Origin of the sequence: Curtobacterium sp. SL109, assembly GCF_026672405.1 — a bacterium.
Classification (GTDB): Bacteria; Actinomycetota; Actinomycetes; order Actinomycetales; family Microbacteriaceae; genus Curtobacterium.
Map to the genome: position 1 here is coordinate 1161876 of NZ_JAPPRB010000002.1, position 19556 is coordinate 1181431.

Annotated in this window: 20 protein-coding genes; 12 read left to right on the forward strand and 8 right to left on the reverse strand. The window is 71.5% G+C overall.

All coding sequences use genetic code 11. From position 1 onward, the window contains the following. The first annotated feature begins 16 nt into the window (after positions 1-16). Positions 17-1273, forward strand: a complete 1257-nt coding sequence (locus OVA28_RS07025; RefSeq protein WP_268096341.1) for a lactonase family protein — start codon at positions 17-19, stop codon at positions 1271-1273. Here the strand turns inward: OVA28_RS07025 and OVA28_RS07030 are convergent. From OVA28_RS07030 to purS, 4 genes are read right to left on the reverse strand one after another with little or no spacing between them, the layout of a single operon-like run. Next, complete coding sequence (locus OVA28_RS07030) at positions 1260-2180, reverse strand: 2-hydroxyacid dehydrogenase (protein ID WP_268096342.1); 921 nt, start codon at positions 2178-2180, stop codon at positions 1260-1262. The two genes, OVA28_RS07025 and OVA28_RS07030, sit on opposite strands and share 14 nt — an antisense overlap. Before the next feature lie 13 nt (positions 2181-2193). Then, entirely contained in the window at positions 2194-4575 is a 2382-nt protein-coding gene (gene purL / locus OVA28_RS07035; RefSeq protein ID WP_268096343.1) for a phosphoribosylformylglycinamidine synthase subunit PurL, read from the reverse strand. Between the two features lie 35 nt (positions 4576-4610). Then, positions 4611-5306 carry a phosphoribosylformylglycinamidine synthase subunit PurQ gene (gene purQ, locus OVA28_RS07040; protein WP_194660198.1) on the reverse strand — a complete coding sequence of 232 codons (696 nt, stop codon included), beginning with the start codon at positions 5304-5306 and terminating at the stop codon, positions 4611-4613. Between the two features lie 5 nt (positions 5307-5311). Next, positions 5312-5581, reverse strand: coding sequence for a phosphoribosylformylglycinamidine synthase subunit PurS (purS, locus tag OVA28_RS07045; RefSeq protein ID WP_194660074.1), 270 nt, complete (start codon positions 5579-5581; stop codon positions 5312-5314). 146 nt (positions 5582-5727) lie between these two features. Between purS and OVA28_RS07050 the strand changes: the two genes are divergently transcribed. Further along, positions 5728-6348, forward strand: a complete 621-nt coding sequence (locus OVA28_RS07050) for a PadR family transcriptional regulator (RefSeq protein ID WP_268096344.1) — start codon at positions 5728-5730, stop codon at positions 6346-6348. Further along, positions 6345-7940 carry a DHA2 family efflux MFS transporter permease subunit gene (locus tag OVA28_RS07055; protein WP_194660076.1) on the forward strand — a complete coding sequence of 532 codons (1596 nt, stop codon included), beginning with the start codon at positions 6345-6347 and terminating at the stop codon, positions 7938-7940. Before OVA28_RS07050 ends, OVA28_RS07055 begins: the two co-directional genes overlap by 4 nt. A 156-nt stretch (positions 7941-8096) precedes the next feature. On the opposite strand, the gene OVA28_RS07060 is transcribed toward OVA28_RS07055, so the two are convergent. Then, on the reverse strand, positions 8097-8990 hold the full coding sequence (locus tag OVA28_RS07060; RefSeq protein ID WP_326493766.1) for a cytochrome c oxidase assembly protein: 894 nt from the start codon (positions 8988-8990) through the stop codon (positions 8097-8099). Positions 8991-9201: 211 nt separating this feature from the next. Between OVA28_RS07060 and OVA28_RS07065 the strand changes: the two genes are divergently transcribed. After that, positions 9202-9651, forward strand: a complete 450-nt coding sequence (locus tag OVA28_RS07065; protein ID WP_268096345.1) for a Fur family transcriptional regulator — start codon at positions 9202-9204, stop codon at positions 9649-9651. 79 nt (positions 9652-9730) lie between these two features. After that, on the forward strand, positions 9731-11260 hold the full coding sequence (locus OVA28_RS07070; protein WP_268096347.1) for a catalase: 1530 nt from the start codon (positions 9731-9733) through the stop codon (positions 11258-11260). 75 nt (positions 11261-11335) lie between these two features. Here the strand turns inward: OVA28_RS07070 and OVA28_RS07075 are convergent, their stop codons facing one another. Continuing rightward, positions 11336-11902, reverse strand: coding sequence for a GNAT family N-acetyltransferase (locus OVA28_RS07075; RefSeq protein WP_268096348.1), 567 nt, complete (start codon positions 11900-11902; stop codon positions 11336-11338). A 107-nt stretch (positions 11903-12009) separates the two neighbouring features. On the opposite strand from OVA28_RS07075, the gene OVA28_RS07080 reads away from it, so the two are divergent. From OVA28_RS07080 to OVA28_RS07100, 5 genes are read left to right on the forward strand one after another with little or no spacing between them, the layout of a single operon-like run. Continuing rightward, complete coding sequence (locus OVA28_RS07080) at positions 12010-12288, forward strand: hypothetical protein (protein WP_268096349.1); 279 nt, start codon at positions 12010-12012, stop codon at positions 12286-12288. Beyond that, entirely contained in the window at positions 12289-12915 is a 627-nt protein-coding gene (locus OVA28_RS07085; RefSeq protein WP_268096351.1) for a hypothetical protein, read from the forward strand. Continuing rightward, positions 12912-13985, forward strand: a complete 1074-nt coding sequence (locus OVA28_RS07090; RefSeq protein ID WP_268096352.1) for a peptidoglycan-binding domain-containing protein — start codon at positions 12912-12914, stop codon at positions 13983-13985. Before OVA28_RS07085 ends, OVA28_RS07090 begins: the two co-directional genes overlap by 4 nt. Next, positions 13976-14578 (forward strand): ATP-binding cassette domain-containing protein, encoded by a 603-nt coding sequence (locus OVA28_RS07095; protein WP_268096353.1) that lies wholly within the window; start codon positions 13976-13978, stop codon positions 14576-14578. The genes OVA28_RS07090 and OVA28_RS07095 overlap by 10 nt, the downstream gene beginning before the upstream one ends. A gap of 29 nt (positions 14579-14607) precedes the next feature. Next, the gene (locus OVA28_RS07100; RefSeq protein ID WP_268096354.1) at positions 14608-15681 is read left to right on the forward strand and encodes a hypothetical protein; all 1074 of its coding nucleotides are present in this window, start codon (positions 14608-14610) and stop codon (positions 15679-15681) included. A 168-nt stretch (positions 15682-15849) separates the two neighbouring features. Here OVA28_RS07100 and OVA28_RS07105 read toward each other — a convergent pair whose 3' ends face one another. After that, positions 15850-16719, reverse strand: coding sequence for a VOC family protein (locus OVA28_RS07105; RefSeq protein WP_194660086.1), 870 nt, complete (start codon positions 16717-16719; stop codon positions 15850-15852). Positions 16720-16938: 219 nt separating this feature from the next. Here OVA28_RS07105 and OVA28_RS07110 point away from each other — a divergent pair, with 219 nt between their 5' ends. Beyond that, positions 16939-17808, forward strand: coding sequence for a helix-turn-helix transcriptional regulator (locus tag OVA28_RS07110; protein ID WP_268096355.1), 870 nt, complete (start codon positions 16939-16941; stop codon positions 17806-17808). Between the two features lie 20 nt (positions 17809-17828). Here the strand turns inward: OVA28_RS07110 and OVA28_RS07115 are convergent, their stop codons facing one another. Further along, entirely contained in the window at positions 17829-18149 is a 321-nt protein-coding gene (locus tag OVA28_RS07115) for a hypothetical protein (protein ID WP_194627679.1), read from the reverse strand. A gap of 107 nt (positions 18150-18256) precedes the next feature. Here OVA28_RS07115 and OVA28_RS07120 point away from each other — a divergent pair, with 107 nt between their 5' ends. Beyond that, entirely contained in the window at positions 18257-19459 is a 1203-nt protein-coding gene (locus OVA28_RS07120) for a PP2C family protein-serine/threonine phosphatase (protein ID WP_194660089.1), read from the forward strand. The last annotated feature ends 97 nt before the right edge of the window (positions 19460-19556 follow it).

The following is a 19556-nucleotide window of genomic DNA, read 5'->3' on the forward strand; positions in this document are numbered from 1 at the left end:
GTCGGCTGCGGCCGCTGTGTCCGCTGCGTCCGCAGTGGCGGGACTGCGGTTGCTCGTCGGGTCGTACACGGCCACGGGCGGTGGGAACGCGACCGGCGTCTCCTTCGTCGAGAACGGTGTCGCGGCGACCGTGGCCGTCCTCGACGACCCCTCGTTCCTCGCCGTCTCCGGCGACCGCGTCTACGCCGTGTCCGAGACCGCCGAGGGCAGCGTCAGTGCGTTCCGGCGCTCGGGTTCCGCACTCGAGCACCGCTGGACCGCGACCGCCGGCGGGAACGCGCCCTGCCACGTGCAGGTCGATCCGTCGGGGGCGCTTGTCGTCACGAACTACGTCTCCGGCACCGTGACCGCGGTGTCGTTGGCTGCTGCCGAGTCGTTCGCTGCCTCGGTCGCGGCGAGTGACGGGGTCGTGGGGGCGCGGGGGTCCGCCGGTGCCGTGGTGGTGCCGGCGTCGGCGATCGCGACGGTGGCGTTGCCTGCTGCTTCCGGTCCGGTCGTGGATCGGCAGGACGGGCCGCACGCGCACCAGTCCGTGCCGACGCCGGAGGGCACGGTGCTCGTCGCCGACCTCGGCGGGGACACCCTGCACGAGTTCCGGGTCGAGGTGTCGGACGGCGGCGCCGGTGCCGGTGCCGCTGGTGCTCATGCTGGTGCTGGTGCTGGTGCTGGTGCTGGTGCTGCCGTGTCGCTCGTGCCGGTGCGGGTGCACGACGTCGCGCCGGGAGCCGGACCGCGCCACATGACCTGGTTCGACGGTGACCTCATCGTCGCCGGGGAGCTCGACGGCCGCGTGCATCGTCTCCGTCGCGACGACAGCGGCGTGCTGCGGCTCGTCGCCTCGGTGGACACCTTCGACGGGCCGACGGGGGAGTCCCTGTTGAGCCACATCGAGGCCGACGAGTCCGGCCGCGTGACCGTCGCCGTCCGTGGTCGTGACGTGATCGTCGTGCTCGACGCCGCGGACGGTGGACTCACCGTCGTCGGCAGCGCCCCGTGCGGTGGCGCCTGGCCGCGGCACTTCGCGCGGGTGCCCGGGTTCGTGCTGGTCGCGAACGAGCGCTCCGACGCGATCGCGGTGTTGCCCGTCGGGGACGACGGCGTGCCGGGGAGGCCGTGGCGCAGATCGCCGTCGGCACCCCGACCTGCGTCGTCCCGGTGTAGCCGGGGCCGTTCGGGCCGTCCGGGTCGTTCGGGCCGTTCGGGCCGTTCGGGTCGTTCTTGTCGTTCGGCCCTGGGTCGGTTCGCTGCGACCCGGTCGGTCAGCGCTCGATGAGGTTCTCGAACGTCCGACCCTCGGCCAGCGCGGCGACCTGCCGGCGCATCAACTCGATCGACCGCGGCACGCTGAGGTCCGTGTTGCCCCCGACGTGCGGCGTGAGCACCGTGTTCGGCGTCGTCCACAGCGGGTGCCCCTCGGGCAGCGGCTCCGGGTCGGTGACGTCGAGGCCTGCCGAGAGCCGGCCGCTCTGCAGCTCGGCGACGAGAGCGTCCGTGTCGACGACCTTGCCACGGGCGACGTTCACCACGACCGCTCCGTCGGGCAGTGCCGCCAGCAGGTCGGCGTCCACGAGCCCCTCGGTCTCGTCGGTGAGCGGCGCGATGAGCACCAAGACGTCGGTCGTCCGGGCGAGCTCGGGGAGTTCACCGAACGCGTGCACGTGGCGGCCGTCCTGCTCCCGGGCGGTGCGGGCGACGACGCGGACGTCGGTCTTGAAGGCCTCGAAGCGGGTGGCGATCGCGCCGCCGATGGCCCCGTACCCGACGACGGTCACGCGACGGTCAGCGAGCGAGCGGGTCTCGCGGGCGTCCCAGATGCCGGCCGCGCGGTCGAGCTGGAAGGCGCCGATCTCGCGGAGCACCGTCAGCGTCAGGCCGAGGGCGAGCTCGGCGGTCTCGTCGTCGTGGATGCCACGGCCGTTCGCCAGGGCCGCGTGCTCCGGGACGTGCGGCAGCGCGTGCTCGTAGCCGGCGCTCGGCAGCTGCAGCAGCTGGAGGTTCGGCAGGTCGTGCACGTACTGCCAGCGGTGCTGCCCACCGAAGTAGAACGGCAGGAACGCGATGGCGACGTCGTCCGGGCGTCCGTAGGGGGCCTCGACGTCCCACACGTCGAGCTCGATCCCGTCCGGCACGGGGCCGAACCGGTCGACGAGCTCGGCGAAGGGCAGGGTGACGATCGACATCGCGTTCCGCCGCTCAGCTGTCGGTGCGGGGGGAGAAGGTGCCGTCCGAGGCGAGCGGGCCGCGGCCCAGGACGCCCTCGGTCACGGTCTCCTGGATGACGTCGCCGAAACGGGTCGGCATCGTCGAGCCGTGGGTGGTGCGCAGCTCGTCGATGCTGGCGGTGAACGCGCCCTGGACCTCGAGCGCCTGCGAGTGGCCGTCCGTCACGCCGATGCGCAGGACCGGGAAGGCCCGGCCGTTGCACAGGCCCTGGAAGCGGACGTCGTCCTCACGGCGGACGGACACGACGACGCGGCCGGTCGACTCGGAGAACAGCGCGGTCGCGAGGTCGACCCCGTCGCGCTCCTGCAGCTCGTCGAGCACGACGCGTGCGCCGACGCCGAAGCGCAGGACGCCCTCGGCGAGCGTCTGGCCGAGGCCACCGTCCGCCAGGTCGTGGGCGCTCGTGAGCAGCTGCTCGTCGGTCGCTGCACGGAGCAGTTCGCCGAGGGCCTTCTCGCGGGCGAGGTCGACCGCCGGCGGACGCCCGCCGAGGTGCCCGTGCACGGTGCCCGCCCACGCGGAGCCGTCGAGCTCGAGGCTCGTCGTGCCGAGCAGGTAGAGGTTGTGGCCGTCGTCCTGCCAGCCCGAGGGGATGCGCTTGGCGACGTCGTCGATCACGCCGAGGACACCGACGACCGGCGTCGGGTGGATCGGCGTCGAACCGGTCTGGTTGTAGAACGACACGTTGCCGCCGGTGACCGGGATCCCGAGTTCCATGCAGCCGTCCGCCAGGCCCTCGACGGCCTGCGAGAACTGCCACATCACCTCGGGGTTCTCCGGCGACCCGAAGTTCAGGCAGTCGGTGACGGCCGCGGGGACGGCGCCGGTGACGGCGACGTTCCGGTAGGCCTCGGCGAGGGCCAGACGGGCACCCTGCTTGGGGTCGAGCTGGCAGTAGCGGCCGTTGGCGTCGGTCGCGATCGCGATGCCGAGCCCGGTCTCCTCGTCGACGCGGATCATGCCGCCGTCGTCGGGGAAGGACAGCGCGGTGTTGCCGAGCACGTAGGTGTCGTACTGGTTGGTGATCCAGCGCTTGTCCGACAGGTTCGGCGACCCGAGGAGCTGCAGGAACTGGGCCTTCAGCGCCGGGCCCGTCTCCGGGCGGTCGAGCGACTCGGCGCCGTCGGCCTGGAGCGCGTCGATCCAGGTCGGGTAGGCGACGGGACGGTCGTACACGGGGCCGTCGACGGCGACCGTGCGCGGGTCGACGTTGACGATCTCCTGGCCCTGCCAGTCGATGACGAGCCGGCCGGTGCCGGTGACCTCGCCGAGCACGCTGGTCTCGACCTCCCACTTGCCGACGACCTCGAGGAAGGCGTCGAGCTTGTCGGGACGGACGACCGCCATCATCCGCTCCTGGCTCTCCGACATGAGGATCTCCTCGGCGGTGAGCGTGGGGTCGCGGAGCAGGACGTCGTCGAGCGAGATGTGCATGCCGCCGTCGCCGTTGCTGGCGAGCTCGGACGTGGCGCACGAGATGCCCGCGGCGCCGAGGTCCTGGATGCCCTCGACGAGGTCGTCTCGGAACAGCTCGAGGCAGCACTCGATGAGGACCTTCTCGGCGAAGGGGTCGCCGACCTGGACTGCCGGACGCTTGGTCGGGCCGCCCTCGGTGAAGGTGTCGGACGCCAGGATCGACGCACCGCCGATGCCGTCGCCACCGGTGCGGGCGCCGAAGAGCACGATCTTGTTGCCGGTGCCGGACGCGTTCGCCAGGTGGAGGTCTTCGTGGCGGAGGACGCCGACGGCGAGGGCGTTCACGAGCGGGTTGCCCTGGTACACCGGGTCGAAGTAGGTCTCGCCGCCGATGTTCGGCAGGCCGAGGCAGTTGCCGTAGAACGAGATGCCGCCGACGACCCCGTGCACGACGCGCGCGGTGTCCTCGTGGTCGATCGCGCCGAAGCGGAGCTGGTCCATCACGGCGACCGGGCGGGCGCCCATCGAGATGATGTCGCGGACGATGCCGCCGACGCCGGTGGCAGCGCCCTGGTACGGCTCGATGTAGGACGGGTGGTTGTGCGACTCGACCTTGAAGGTCACCGCCCAGCCGTTGCCCACGTCGACGACACCGGCGTTCTCGCCCATGCCGACCATCAGGTCCTTCTGCATCTCCGGCGTGACCTTCTGGCCGAACTGCCGGAGGTAGTTCTTGCTCGACTTGTACGAGCAGTGCTCCGACCACATCACGGAGTACATCGCGAGCTCGCCCGAGGTGGGGCGGCGGCCCAGGATCTCGCGGATCTTCGCGTACTCGTCCGCCTTGAGCCCGAGCGCCTCGTAGGGCTGCTCCTTGTCGGGCGTCTCGGCGGCGTCCTGCACGGTGTCGGGCTTCGGGCGCACGTGGGTCGTCACGGTGGTGTTGTTCCCTGTCACTGGCGTCGGCGTCGTCACTTGACGAGCGTCGACTCGATCACGGAGGTGAAGAAGGTGAGGCCGTCCGTACCGGAGGCCATCGCCGCGGGGGTGTCCGGGCCGAAGCCGGGCTCGGTCGCGTGCTCGGGGTGCGGCATCAGGCCGACGACGTTGCCGCGCTCGTTCGAGACGCCGGCGATGTCGTCGATGGACCCGTTCGGGTTCACGCCGACGTAGCGGAAGACGACCTGGCCGTTGTCCTCGATGCGCTTGATCTCGTCGGCGTCCGCCACGAAGCGGCCGTCGGCGTTCTTCAGCGGGATGGTGATCTCCTGCTGGGCGTCGAAGCCGTTCGTCCAGGCGGTGCCGGCGTTCTCGACGCGGAGCTTCTGGTCGCGGCGGATGAACTGCTGGTGGGCGTTCCGCGTGTGCGCCCCGGGGACCAGACGGGCCTCGGCGAGCATCTGGAAGCCGTTGCAGATGCCGAGCACGGGCATGCCCTTGCCCGCTGCGTCGATGACCTCGGCCATGATCGGGGCCTTCGCGGCGATGGCCCCGGCGCGGAGGTAGTCACCGTAGGAGAACCCGCCGGGCAGCACGATCGCGTCGACGCCCTGCAGGTCGTGGTCGCCGTGCCACAGGGCGACCGGGTCGGCACCGGCGAGACGGACAGCGCGCTGGGCGTCGCGGTCGTCGAGCGAACCGGGGAACGTGATCACACCGATGCGCATGGCGGTCACTTGGCGACGCCGTCCTCGGTGTCGGCGACGCTGACCGAGACGACGTCCTCGATCACGGCGTTGGAGAAGACGTCCACCGCGATCTCGCGGACCTCGGCGAGCTTGGCGTCGTCGACGGGGCCGTCGACGTGCACCTCGAATCGCTTGCCGATGCGGACGTTGGTCAGGTCGTTCTTGCCGAGGCGGGCGAGGGCGTTGCCCACCGCCTTGCCCTGGGGGTCGAGGATCTCGGCCTTCGGCATGACCTCGACGACGATCGTTGGCACGTGTTCACTCCAGCACGGGGGAATCGGGTGGGGACCGCTCCAGTCTAGGTGGCGCGCGCGTCGCGGCGGGCGCGGTTGTGGAGAACTGTTCGATCACGTATATTCCAAGTCGAACATTCGGGATCGATGACGGACAGGAGGCTCGAATGGCGTCGCTCACGCCGCTCGCGTACGCCGCGCTCGGACTCCTCAACGAGGGGCCGTCGCACCCGTACGAGATGTTCCAGACCATGACCCACCGCCGCGACGCACGGAACGTGAAGGTGCGGCCCGGCACGCTCTACCACCAGGTCGGCCGCCTGGTGGAGCACGGGCACGCGGCCGTCGTCGGCACCGACCGGGCGGGGAACCGTCCCGAGCGCACGACCTACGCGATCACGGACGCCGGCCGGGAAGCCCTGCACGACGGGCTGCTCGAGCTCATCTCCGCCCCGGCCGACGAGTACCCGGTCTTCCACCTGGCGCTCGCGGAGATCGAGAACCTCCCGCAGGACGAGGCCGTCTCCTCCCTCGTCGACCGGATCGCCGCCCTCGAGGTCCAGCGGACCGAACTCGACGAGATCCGGGCCGTCGTCTCGGCAAAAGCGTTGCCCGAGCGCTGGTGGCTCGACGTGTCGTACGTCCATGCGATGCTCACCGCTCAGATCGAGTGGCTCCGAGCCACGGTCGCCCGCATCGAGAGCGGCGACGTCCCCTGGACGGAACCCGGCACCGGCCCGGCCGTCCCTCCCCACACCTCCACGAACAGCAAGGAACCCACTCGATGACCACCGTCACGCCTCCGCGGACGACCGAGAAGAAGCCGTGGCCAGCCCTCTGGGCCCTGGTCGTCGGCTTCTTCATGATCCTCGTCGACTCGACCATCGTGTCCGTCGCCACCCCGACCATCGCCAAGGCCCTCGACGCGGACATCAACGCCGTGATCTGGGTGACCAGCGCCTACCTGCTCGCGTACGCGGTGCCCCTGCTCATCACCGGGCGTCTCGGTGACCGCTTCGGCCCGAAGGTGCTCTACCAGGTCGGCCTCGTCGTCTTCACCCTGGCCAGCCTCTGGTGCGGCCTGGCCGGTTCGATCGAGGTCCTCATCATCGCCCGCGTGGTCCAGGGCCTCGGCGCCGCGATGATGACCCCGCAGACGATGGCCGTCATCACGCGCATCTTCCCGCCGCAGAACCGTGGCGCCGCCATGGGTCTCTGGGGCGCGGTCGCCGGTGTCGCCTCGCTCGTCGGCCCGATCCTCGGCGGCCTGCTCGTCGACGGCTTCGGCTGGGAGTGGATCTTCTTCGTCAACGTCCCCGTCGGCGTGGTCGCCTTCGTGCTCGCGCAGCGCTTCGTCCCGACGTTCGACCGGCACCGACACCGCTTCGACTACCTCGGCATCGTGCTCTCGGCGGTCGGCCTCTTCCTGCTCGTCTTCGGCATCCAGGAGGGCGAGACCTACGACTGGGGCACCATCACCGGCCCGATCTCGGTCTGGTCGCTGATCATCGGCGGCATCGTCGTGCTCATCGCCTTCGTGGTGTGGCAGGGCGTGCAGAAGGGCGAGCCGCTGCTGCCGCTCGGCCTGTTCAAGGACCGCAACTTCACCCTCGCGAACATCGCGATCACGGCCGTCGGCGTCGCCATCTCGTCGTTCGCACTGCCGATCATGCTGTGGGCGCAGGACGTCCTCCGGTTCTCGCCGACCCAGGCGGCGCTGCTGCTCGTGCCGCAGGCCGTGATCTCGGCCGGGCTCGCACCGTTCGTCGGCAAGAAGCTCACCGTGTGGAACCCGCGCTGGGTCGCCGCGTTCGGCCTCGCCTGCTTCTCGGGCGGCCTGTTCTGGTTCGCCGCCCTGCTGAGCGCCAACGCCGACTGGGGATGGGTGCTCCTGCCGAGCGCGCTCCTGGGCCTCGCGAACGCCTGCATGTGGGGTCCGCTGTCGGTCTCGGCGACCCGCAACCTCTCCCCGCGCCTGGCCGGTGCCGGGTCGGGCGTCTACAACACCACGCGGCAGATCGGTGCCGTCCTCGGTTCGGCCGGCATCGCCGCACTGATCGAGGCCCGCATCACGGCGAACTTCCCGTCGGGTGCGGGTGGCTCGTCCGCCGGCGGTGCCGAGCAGCAGATCGGGTCGCTGCCGGGCTTCCTGCTCGACCCGTTCTCGAAGGCGATGGGGCAGTCCCTCATCCTGCCGGCGGTCGTGCTCGTCGCGGCCATCGTCGCCGCGCTGTTCCTCGCGAAGCCGAAGCAGACCGTGGCCTGGGCCCAGACCGGTGCGGTCACGACCCAGCCCGACGCCGAGGCCCCCGCCGCGTCGACTGCGCCCGAACAGGAGCTCGCGGCGACCGACCACCACGGCAAGCACGCCAGCGCCTAGCCGTCACCGCACGCCCCGAGAGCCCCCGACCACGCCCAGTGGCCGGGGGCTCTCCGCGTCCGCCGGACAGTCCCGCGCCCCCGAGTCCCGACGCACGCGCGACGACCTCGACGTCGCCGGCGAGGGCGGTCTGGGACCCGGGCCGGAGGCGCCGCCTCAGTCCCGCCGCGACAGGTGCGCCCGGGTCAGCGCGTCCATCTCCTCGTCGGTGAGGGCGTCGACGTCGCGGGCCTCGCGGCGGTCGGTCCGCTGCCACCGCACGAACAGGGAGATGAGCACGGGGACGTCCGCGACCTCGGCGATGAACCAGAGCAGGTCCCCGGCCAGGTGCTGGTCCCGCAGCGGCGACGGGAACCACGCCGGCCCCGACACCATCACGGTCGCACCGTCGAGCACGTGGTTCGTGATCCGCAGCACGATGCCCGGGATCGCGTCGAGCATCAGCTCCACGAAGGCGAGCAGGAACTCGGCGGTCACGAACGTCGACGAGCGCAGCACGCCGGGCTCGGACAGCGGCGCGAGCAGGGCGAACCCGAGCATCGGCACGAGGACCGTGATCGCGACCGCGCCGACCGAGGACGTGCGGATCAGGGCCGACAGCGGGGTCAGCAGCAGGCAGAACAGCGCGAGGGCGACGAGCGGCGACACGATCGCCGTCCCGAGCACGCGGACCGGGCGTGACTCCATGACCGCGGAGGTGGCGCGGGCGAGACGAGCCGGGCCTCCCGTCCGGAGCAACGTGACGGGCGCGGCGAACGCGGCGAACGTGGGGACCGCGAAGAAGAGCAGTGCCAGGCGCAGGACGAACGCCCACCGCAGCGTCTGGTCGTACACGCCGACGATGCCGAACTGCAGCACCGCGAACAGGGCCAGCGCCCCCGCGAACGACAGCGACCGCCACCAGGGCCAGGGGCTCCCGGAGCGGTGCGCGCCGACCACGAGCCAGCCGTAGGTCCCCGCCGCGAGGACGAGGAGTGCGACCGCCAGCGGGTCGACGTGCCAGATGCTCCAGAACTCGGACGGTGACGGCGTGGGGTGCCTCCTGCGGATCGCGCTGCAGGATCATCCTGCGACGGCGGAGCCGCGGTGGTCGGTCGAATCCGGTGAGAAGCGGCTCAGGCGCAGGACGTCCGTGCGGCACCGGCGTTCCTCGTCGCCGCCTGCGCCTGCCGCCGACACACCTGCTCGATCGGTCAGCCGAACGTCACCGGATGGCGCTACAGTGGTCGTTGTCTTGAGCAGCGCAAAAGAAGGGGTCCTCATGGATGACGACGCAGATCTGCTCCGCACCGCCGGACTCCGCGTCACGACCCCGCGTCTCGCCGTCCTCCGGGCGACCGAGACCATGCCGCACGCGACGGCCGACGACCTGGTCACGGCGCTCGCCGCCGAACTGCCGACCACGAGCCACCAGGCGGTCTACGGCGTCCTCGCGGCACTGACCGGCGCCGGACTGGTCCGACGCATCGAGCCAGCCGGCAGCCCCGCGCGGTACGAACGGCGCACCGGCGACAACCACCACCACATCGTGTGCACGATGTGCGGCGCGATCGCGGACGTCGACTGCGCTGTGGGTCATGCGCCCTGCCTGACGCCGTCCGACACCCACGGCTTCGCGGTCACCACGGCCGAGGTCACCTACTGGGGCATCTGCGACGCGTGCGCTGCAGCGGAACGCGTCGATGCTGACGCCGAGCCCGTCCCCGCCTGACCCACCCCCGGCCGCCACGGCCGACCCCATGAGCCACCCGAGCATCCCCGTCCGAACCAGCCCCACCCCAGGAGGAACCGTGTCCGACCAGAACACGCCGACCGGCACCCCGTCCACCACTCCCACCACGACGACCAACAGCGGCGCCCCCGTCTCGAGCGACGAGCACTCGATGGGTGTCGGCGCTGACGGGCCCATCGCCCTGCACGACCACTACCTCGTCGAGAAGCTCGCGCAGTTCAACCGCGAACGCGTCCCGGAGCGCGTCGTCCACGCGAAGGGCGGCGGCGCGTTCGGCACGTTCACCGTCACGCAGGACGTCAGCCGCTTCACCCGCGCCGCGTTCCTGCAGCCGGGTCAGCAGACCGAGATGCTCGCGCGCTTCTCCAGCGTCGCCGGCGAGCAGGGCTCCCCGGACACCTGGCGCGACCCCCGCGGCTTCGCGCTGAAGTTCTACACGACCGAGGGCAACTACGACCTCGTCGGCAACAACACCCCGGTGTTCTTCATCCGCGACGGCATCAAGTTCCCCGACTTCATCCGCTCGCAGAAGCGCCTGCCGGGTTCGCACCTCCGCGACCACGACATGCAGTGGGACTTCTGGACCCTGTCGCCCGAGTCGGCACACCAGGTCACGTGGCTGATGGGCGACCGCGGCCTGCCGTCGAGCTGGCGCCACATGGACGGCTTCGGGTCGCACACCTACCAGTGGATCAACGCCGACGGCGAGCGCTTCTGGGTGAAGTACCACTTCAGCACCGAGCAGGGCCACGCGACGCTGACGCAGGAGGACGCCGACCGCATCGCCGGTGAGGACGCCGACTTCCACATCCGCGACCTCCACGAGGCGATCGAGCGTGGCGACAACCCGCGCTGGACCCTCGCGGTGCAGGTCATGCCGTACGAGGACGCCGCCAGCTACCGCTTCAACCCGTTCGACCTGACGAAGGTGTGGCCGCACGCGGACTACCCCCTCATCGAGGTCGGCACGATGGAGCTCAACCGCAACCCGGAGAACTACTTCGCGCAGATCGAGCAGGCGACCTTCGCCCCCTCGAACTTCGTGCCCGGCATCGCGGCCAGCCCCGACAAGATGCTCCTCGCGCGCATCTTCAGCTACGCCGACGCCCACCGCTACCGCGTCGGCACGAACCACGCGCAGCTGCCGGTGAACGCCCCGAAGAACGAGGTGCACTCGTACTCGAAGGACGGCGCCATGCGCTTCGACTTCCAGAAGTCCGAGGTCCCCGTGTACGCGCCGAACTCCCTCGGTGGCGCGCACGCCGACCCGAACGCCACCGACGACGCCCCCGGGTGGGAGTCCGACGGTGCGCTGCAGCGCTCCGCCGCGACGCTCCACCCCGAGGACGACGACTTCGGCCAGGCCGGCACGCTCTACCGTGAGGTCCTCGACGACGCCGCCCGCGAGCGCCTGGTCGGCAACATCGCCGGGCACGTCTCGAAGGTGACGCGCGACGACCTGCGCGAGCGCGTGTTCGCGTACTGGACCAACGTCGACCCCGACCTGGGTGCGCGCGTGCGCGCCGCGGTCGCGCCGAGCGCGCCGGGATCGAACGAGGACCCGGAGAAGGTCGCGGTCCAGGCGTAAGCCCCAGCCGTTCCACACAGACGGGAGGCACGGTGCCAGCTGGCACCGTGCCTCCCGTCTGTCGTCTGTCGTCTGTCAGACCTGTTGTCCGTTGAGCCAGATGGGACCGGTCGGCCAGTCCTCGAGTGCTGCGGTCACCGGGCGCACCATCCAGCCGCCCTGCTCGGTGTTGGTGATGCCGGCGCCCTCGGCGGTGAAGGCGTTGAAGGTGCCGACGGCCTCGGGGAACTCGTGCCAGCCGAGGTGGCTGTAGAACGGGATGCGGTCCTCACCCGCGCCGAGGAACCCGAACGGCACGCGCAGCCCGTCGAGCACGGCGTGCGTGCGCGTCATGAGCTCGCGACCGACACCCGTTCCCTGCAGTCGTGGCGCGACCGCCACGAGGCCCGTGTCGCCGACCAGGACGTCCTCGCCGCCCACCGTGACGAACATCCGCCGGATGCCCACGTGCGCCAGGACCACACCGTCCTCGTCGTGCGCGAGCACGCGACGCTCGGGCTGCATCCCGGACCAGCTGCGGCCGCCCACGTACCAGTGCGACCAGTCCGGGAACGCCTGCCCCAACATCGCCGCGATCGCCTCGTGGTCGGGGAGTGACAGCGTGCTCTCCTCGACCACCTCCCACCGGATGTCGTCGCTCATCGGTCCATCCTGCACGGTGCTGCTGCGAGGGGTTGCACTGTCATGCTGACCGGTAATACGTTACAGGTCACCACGAGGGGTTCGTGGGACAACGGGGAGGAAGAACCATGATCACGAAGTTCGTGCTCGGAGCAGCCATCATCGGCACGGTCATCAGCGGCGGCATCGCGTTGGACGTCGCCCGGGCGCCGGAGGCGAAGGCGGCGGCGTGCTACGGGTCAGTCAGCATCTGGAAGGGGAAGAACAACACCTGCTCGTCCGCGCGCCACTGGGACGCCATCAAGAACTCCAACGCCAAGTACGGCGCCTGGGTCGGCAAGGGGAAGTGGTCGCAGCAGAATGCCTGCTGGGCGAACGTCGTCTCCTACGGGATGACGGCCAGGTAGATGCGGTTTCGAGAGCACGGCCGCGCCGCGGCGGTCGTCCCGGGCGCGGTCGTGGTCTCGTTGTTGCTGACGGGTTGCTCCGCTGACGAGGCTCCGGATGCGAGCGGGAGCACCGCCCACGCCTCGTTGGAGCGTGCGGGGACTTGGGCCGAGGACTTCCGGGACGCGCTCGCCCACGGTGTCTCCGACTACGAAGCGGGCATCCTCTCCGATGGGCAGGTGACGACTGCCGAGGTCGAGGATGCACACGACCGGATCGGTCGGTGTCTTGAGGACTCCGGCTACACGATCACGTACAGCACGGATGGCGGTTTCGAGATCGGGAGTCTGCGCGGCGGATCGCCGAGCAACGACATGACCCGGACGAACGCGGTGCTCGAAGCATGCGAGAAGCGGTACGACGAGTACGTGACCATGCTCTTCCAGGAGACACGGCGCAACCCGGAGAAGCAGGACGACGCGAAGATCACCGTCGCCTGTCTCCGCCGAGCTGGGATCGTCGGCAAGGCCTACACAGAACGGAAGTGGCAGTCCGAGTACGACAGCGGGGTCTTCTCGTTCAACGACTCCGACCCCCGCGCGCAGCAGTGCGACCTCGATCCGCTCGGACTCTGGCGGGACGGATGAGCCGGGGAGAGGGGGCCGTGTCCGGGCCGCTCATCGCTCTCGGCAGCGTGATCGTCGCGGCTGCGACAGCTGTCGGCGTCGTCGTCGCGCTCCCGGTCGGACCACCGGCGGCCCTCGCGACCGCGACACCCGCCGACACCGTCGCGGTGACGGAACGCTCTGACGCCGACGAGCGGCAGGTGCAGCTGGCGCTCGACACCGGTGCGCCTCGGGCGGTCGTCACGACACGTGCGGGGACGGTCACGGCGTCGTCGTGCACGACCGGGGGAGTCCTGCGGAGCGGGCTCGAGATCGCTCGGATCGACGACGTCCCGGTGATCGCGATGGCGACGGGGACACCGCTGTACCGCGACCTCGCCGTGGGCGACCGTGGGGACGACGTCCACGGGCTCCAGCAGGAGTTCGCTCGACTCGGGGTCCCGGTCACGGTCGACGGGATCGTCGGACAGGCAACGCTCCGGGCCGCCCAGCGCTTCCTCCTGATGCACGGCTCCACGCGCGACGATCTGACGGACGACACGATCGAGCGGTCGGCGTTCGCGTGGATCCCGTCGGCTGAGACCACCGTCCGGACGTGCGCTGCGGTCGTCGGGGCTCCGGTCGGTGCTGACGGCGTGCTGGTGGAACTGCCCGCCGAACTCCGAGGCGCGCGGGTCGAGCAGCTTCCGAGCGACGCCGTGGCAGGCGCTCGCCGAGTCGTCTTCGGGCAGGTGCATGCCGATGTCGACGAGCGCGGGGTCGTCGTCGACCCGTCGTCCCTCGCGGCGATCGGCGCACTGCCGGAGTACGCCGCGACGGTGGCGTCGGCCGACGGCGTGCCGAGCCTGTCTGCGTCGTGGTCGTTGCGGGATCCACTCGAGGTCCGGGTCGTCCCACCGACGGCGCTGTGGGACGTGCACGAGGACCACGCCTGCGTCCAACCGGCCGAGGGACAGCCGCTCCTCGTCGAGGTCGTCGGGTCGGAGCTCGGGCAGTCGTTCGTGCGCCTCGACCCGGGCACCGCGCTCGACCCGGGCACTGCACTCGACCGGGTCCGCGCGACGCCGGACCGTGGGCGATCGTGCCGGTGAACCTCCACGCGGTCGGTCACCGCTGGCCCGGCGGCACGGAGCTGTTCCGCGGCGTCGACTGGGCCTTCGAAGACGGGTCGGTGACGGCACTGGTGGGGCCGAGCGGGTCGGGCAAGTCGACGCTGCTCGCGGTCCTCGCCCGGATGCTGGTGCCGACGGCCGGGGCGGTGGAGCTGCCGACCGGTGCCGAGGTGCTGTGGGTCTTCCAGAACCCGCACGGCGTCGCGCGTCGGTCGGCTCTGGACCACGTGTCGCTGCCGTTGCTCGCGCGGGGGTTGACCCGTCATGTGGCGGATGACCGAGCCATGGAGATCCTCGAGCGCTTCGGTCTCGCGCGACGGGCATCGGCACCGTTCCGGGAGCTCTCCGGTGGCGAGGCGCAGCGACTCATGCTCGCTCGGGGTGTGGCGTCCGCGCCGACGCTGATGCTGGTCGACGAACCGACGGCGCAGCTCGACCGTGCGACTGCTGCGGAGGTGAACGACGCCATCGGTGAACTCGGAACGACGGGGACCACGGTCGTCGTCGCGACCCACGACGACGCCACCCGCGATGCGTGCGGGGACGTCCTCGACCTGGGGCGGTTCCGGTGACCGGTCGGCGGGGTCCAGGTCGCGGACGCTTGCGCACGGCGGAGGTGCTCCGCGAAGCATGGCGGGACCTCGCGACGGGAGCCGGAGGTGCGGTGACGTGCGCGGTCGTCCTCGCGGTGCTCGTCGCCGGGGTCGTCGGCCTGCGCACGGCGGCGGCCACGGAGGACGTCCGCGCCGCCGCCCGCTTCATCACGTCCGGTGCGGCGACGCAGGTCTTCACCGCCGAGGGCCGGATCGATGGCACCGCGTGCGCAGCGCTCGCGGACGATGCGGACGTCCTCGCGTCCGGGGCGGTGCGCCGAGTCGAGGACGGACTGGTCGTCGCTGCGCTGCCGGGTACGTCCGTCCCGACCTACGAGGTCTCCGGTGGGTTCCCGGCCGTGGTCGGCGTGGTCGGCGTCGTCGGTGGCGCTGGCGTCGTGGCCTCGGCTGAGGTCGCGGACACGCTCGGTGTCGAGCCCGGCCAGCGCATCGAGTCCGCCCAGGGCGCGGTCCCGGTCGCGGGTGTCTACGCCTGGCCGGACGACGGCCGTGACCCCGACCTGGGGTACGCGGTCCTCGCGCCCGCGATCGACGACGGCATCCCGTTCGATGCCTGCTGGGCGACGATCTGGCCCGCGGACGACACCGCGCTCACCGGCCTCCGTCGGACACTGCTGCCGTCGACCGGCGCCGAGGACGACGCCCGGTCGACTTCGGGTCAGCTCAACCCGCGGTCCGGGACGACCTTCACCCCGGCAGCGGCACCGCCGAGCGGGGTCGTCGAGACCGTGGTGCTCGGCATCGGCGTGGCGGTGGGCCTCGGCGCGGTGGTCCGGCGACGACTCTCGATCGCGTCCGACCGGCACGTCGGGGTGACCGTCGGCGCACAGGCGTTGGGAGTCGCGATCCAGCACGGAGCGTGGTCATCCGTCGGTGCCGCACTGGCCGTGGCCGCGTCAGTCGTCCTGGTGCGCGGGCTCCCGGTCGCCGACGCGGGGCCCATCGTCGTCCGCGCGGTCGTCCTGTGCGCGCTGGGGCTCCTGGGAGCCGTGGCGGGCGGGGTCGCCGGCGTGGCCCTCGTGCGGGAACGGTCGCTGCATCGCTACTTCCGGACCCGGTGAGGTGAGCGTCGTGCCGGGCGCGGGCCGAGCCTCCCGTGCGAGGTCGACCACTCCGTGCGCCGCATCAGCGTGGCACCAGGTTGCGGACCTCGCACCGGCCGAGCGACCGCGCACGGTGCGGGCATCGGGCAGCGAGCCGCGCACGGTGCGGGCAGCGCCGCCGCCTCCTCACCCGCGACCGGGCGCCGTGACCTCGATGCGGTTCGCCCACGGGTCCTCGAACGCGACGGTGCGGCCGTCGTCGGCCGTCTGCACGCCGTGGTCCCGCATCCGGGCGGTCAGTGCGCCGAGGTCGTCGACGCCCGGCACCTCGATGCGCACGAGCCCCAGCCCGAGCGCGAGCTGCCGGCGTCCGGCACCGCGGGAGTTCCACGTGTTCATCGCCATGTGGTGGTGGTACCCGCCGGCGCTGACGAACAGGGCCTCGCCCCAGCCCGCGGTCGTCGCGAAGCCGAGCTGGTCGACGTAGAACGCGCGGGCGCTGGCGACGTCCCCGACGGACAGGTGCACGTGCCCCACCCGGGCTGGACGCGCCCCGGCGTCGGACAGCCCGGTCGACGTCAGGTGCTCCTGCAGGAACGCGTTCGGGTCGACGTACTTCGTGTCCATGTCGACCATGCCGTGCGTCCACGACCATTCGGTCCGGTCGCGGTCCCAGTACAGCTCGACACCGTTGCCCTCGGGGTCGGTGAAGTAGAAGGCGTTGCTGACGAGGTGGTCCGCGCTGCCGGTGAAGGTCTGCGGGTACTTCGTCGCGACGGAGTACAGCGCAGCGGCCAGGTCGGCGCGGGTGTCGAACAGGACGGCGGTGTGGAAGAGACCGGCCTCGTGCGCTCCGGCGTGGGCGAGGACCGGCGCGTGCTCGAGCACCACGACCGGCGTCGTGCCGCGTCCGAGCACGGCGACTCCGCCCGCGTTCGACAGCAACGTGAGCAGGACGCCGTCGCGGTAGTAGGCGATCATCCGGTCGAGGTCGGCCACGCGGAGGGTGACGGCGCCCATGCCGGTGTCGGCGGCGAGGAGGTCCTGGGTCTGCATGGCTCCAGTCTCCGCCGATTTGGTTGACGCGTCAACTAAATCGTCGCGCGACCAACTGGACCCGTCCTGGGAAGCGGCCCCGAGCCTCCCGGCAGCTGCGACGACCGGACGACGCGACGACGAGCCGACGAGCCGACGCGACGTCGCGACGACCTGCAGCCGCGACGCGCGGGCGCGAGCCACCAGGGACAGACCCTCACGTCACGGTACCGTTCTCGCGTGGCGGAGACCGAGGGAGCGGCGGCGGCGCCGTTCGAGTACCGCACGGGCGGGGACGACGACGTCTCCCTGCACCGGATCGGGACGAACGGACCGCAGACCGGCACGATCGGACCCCGTCCCGCCCACGTGCTGTTCTGGCTGTCGGACGGGCACGCCGTCGTGACCGCCGACACCGGTGACCGGTGGGAGGTCGGACCCGGTCGACCGGTGATGCTCTCAGCCCCGGTCGCGTACGCGTTCGACACCGATGCCACCCGGATGACGCTGCTGCACCTCACGCCGTCGTTCCTCGACGCCGTGGCCGCACGGACCTCCGACGACGGCGCCGCCGGCGATCCCTGGGAGTTCGTCCAGCCCGAGGCCTCGGACATCCGACTCGAGCCGCTGCGAGCGCTGCTGCGCGAGGTGACCGCGCAGATCCTCGACCCCGACCTGCCCGAGTCCGACCGCCAGAGCGTGAACCGCCGGGTGGCCAAGGTCGTGCTCTCGACGTTCACGCGCTCCCGGGCGGACGTGGAGAACCGGCTGCGGCGAGCCGTCCGGTTCGTGCACGACCAGGCGGCGGACGACATCACCGTCGGGGACATCGCCGACGCCGCCGGGCTCAGCGAGCGCGGGGTGCAGGACCTGTTCCGCCGGACACTCGACGTGACGCCGATGCGGTACCTGCGCGAGGTCCGGCTGGACCGCGTGCACCTGGAGCTCCAGGCGCGACCGGCCCGCGTGGTTGTCACCGTGCAGGACGTCGCCAGGCGGTGGCAGTTCATGCACCTCGGCCGGTTCGCGGCGAGCTACCGCGAGCGGTTCGGGGAGAGCCCGCACGAGACGGTCGATCGAGCCGGGTCAGGCCGCAGCCACCGGGACTGAGGCGAGCAGCTTCGTCGGACTCAGCAGCCGATCGAGGTCAGCGTGACGTCGGTCACCTTGCCGCTCTCGATCATCGCCGTCTGCGTGCAGAGGTCGTTCGCACGGACCGTCACCTTCCCCACGGCGATGCCCGCGAAGCGCAGGGTGTCCCCGGGGAACGCGCGCTGCTGCGCCGCGGTGCGCCCGTTCGGGATGAGGACCTCGACGCGGTACTGGTGCTCGGCCTCGTTCTGCGACACCGTGACGGTGATGCGGCCGGTGGAGTCCTGGGCGCCACAGCCGGACAGCGTCAGCGCCGCCACGAGGCCGACGACGAGCACGGTGGCAGAGCGACGGATCACGTGACAAGCCTACGACGGCGACCCGGCCCGGTTGACCCGCCTACTGGGGCCAGGAGTCCTCTGATGGGGGGACAGGCGATGTCCGGTTGGCGCGCTAGCGTGGAGGCATGACAGTCGGGACCGGAACGAGCGTGCAACCGACGTCTCGTCCGGACGCGGTGAAGCGGGCTGCGCTCCTCGCCGCCCTCGACGTCGCGCAGGGTGGGACCGAGGAACGCTTCGAGCGGATCACCCGCATCGCACGCGAGGCCTTCGGCGTCTCCGGCTCCTTCCTCAACCTCGCGAACGAGGACCACCTCCTCATCAAGTCGCAGCAGAGCGACGAGGTCTTCAGCGGCCCCATCCCGCTGCAGGACACCTTCTGCGGCCGGACCATGGCCGAACCGGGCGCCGTGCTCGTCCCCGACGCCCTCGTCGACGCGCGGTTCCGCGACCTCCCGATGGTGACCGGCGACCCGAACGTGCGCTTCTACGCCGGCGTCCCGCTGCGGCTCGGCTCCGACGCCGTCAAGGTCGGCACCCTGTGCCTCATCGACCAGCAGCCCCGCACGCTCAGCCCCGACGACGTCGCCCTGCTCCACGAACTCGGCACGTGGGCAGAGCGCGAGCTCGCCGCCGGCGCCGACGAGGACCGCCTGCGCTCGGTGCTCACCGGACTCGAGCCGGGCCCCGTCGACGTGCCCGGGTACCTCGTCGACGGCATGTCCGTCCCGCACGGCGTCGTCTCCGGCGACTTCCACGACTGGCACCGGTCCGGCGACGCCCTCGTCGTGACCGTGTCCGACGTGATGGGCAAGGGCATGTCGGCCGGACTCCTGGGCGCCGGCATCCGCGGAGCCGTCCTCGCCCGCGGTGACGAGCAGCCCGCCGCCGCCGTCGCAGCACTCGAACGCCAGGTCGCGCCCGAGCTCAGCCGGGCCGAGTCCTTCGCCACGTTCTTCCACGGGCGCCTCGACCCGGCGACCGGGCACCTCGACTACGTCGACGCCGGACACGGTCTCGTGCTGCAGCTGCACGCCGACGGCACCGAGACCATCCACCGGTCACTGGACCTGCCGCTCGGCCTGCACCCCGTCGGACTGCCCCGGACCACCGGCTCCCTGGTGCTCGAGCCCGGCGACACCCTCATCGTGGTCAGCGACGGTGCGCTCGAACTGTGGGACTCCACGCTCGCGTCGCTCTCGCGGCTGGGTGGCCTGTACCGCAAGGCCACGGACACCGCGTCCTTCCTGGAGCGCATCCGCGCCCGGGCCCGCACGCACGACCCGGGTGACGACCTGACGGTCGTGGTCATCGCGCGCGAGGGCTGACGCGGTAGGTGCGGCGGCGCTCTGGTGCCGCGTCGGTCACTCGGTGCGCGGTCAGTGCGGCGCACGGGGTGCGTGACCGCGCACCGGCGGGGACAGC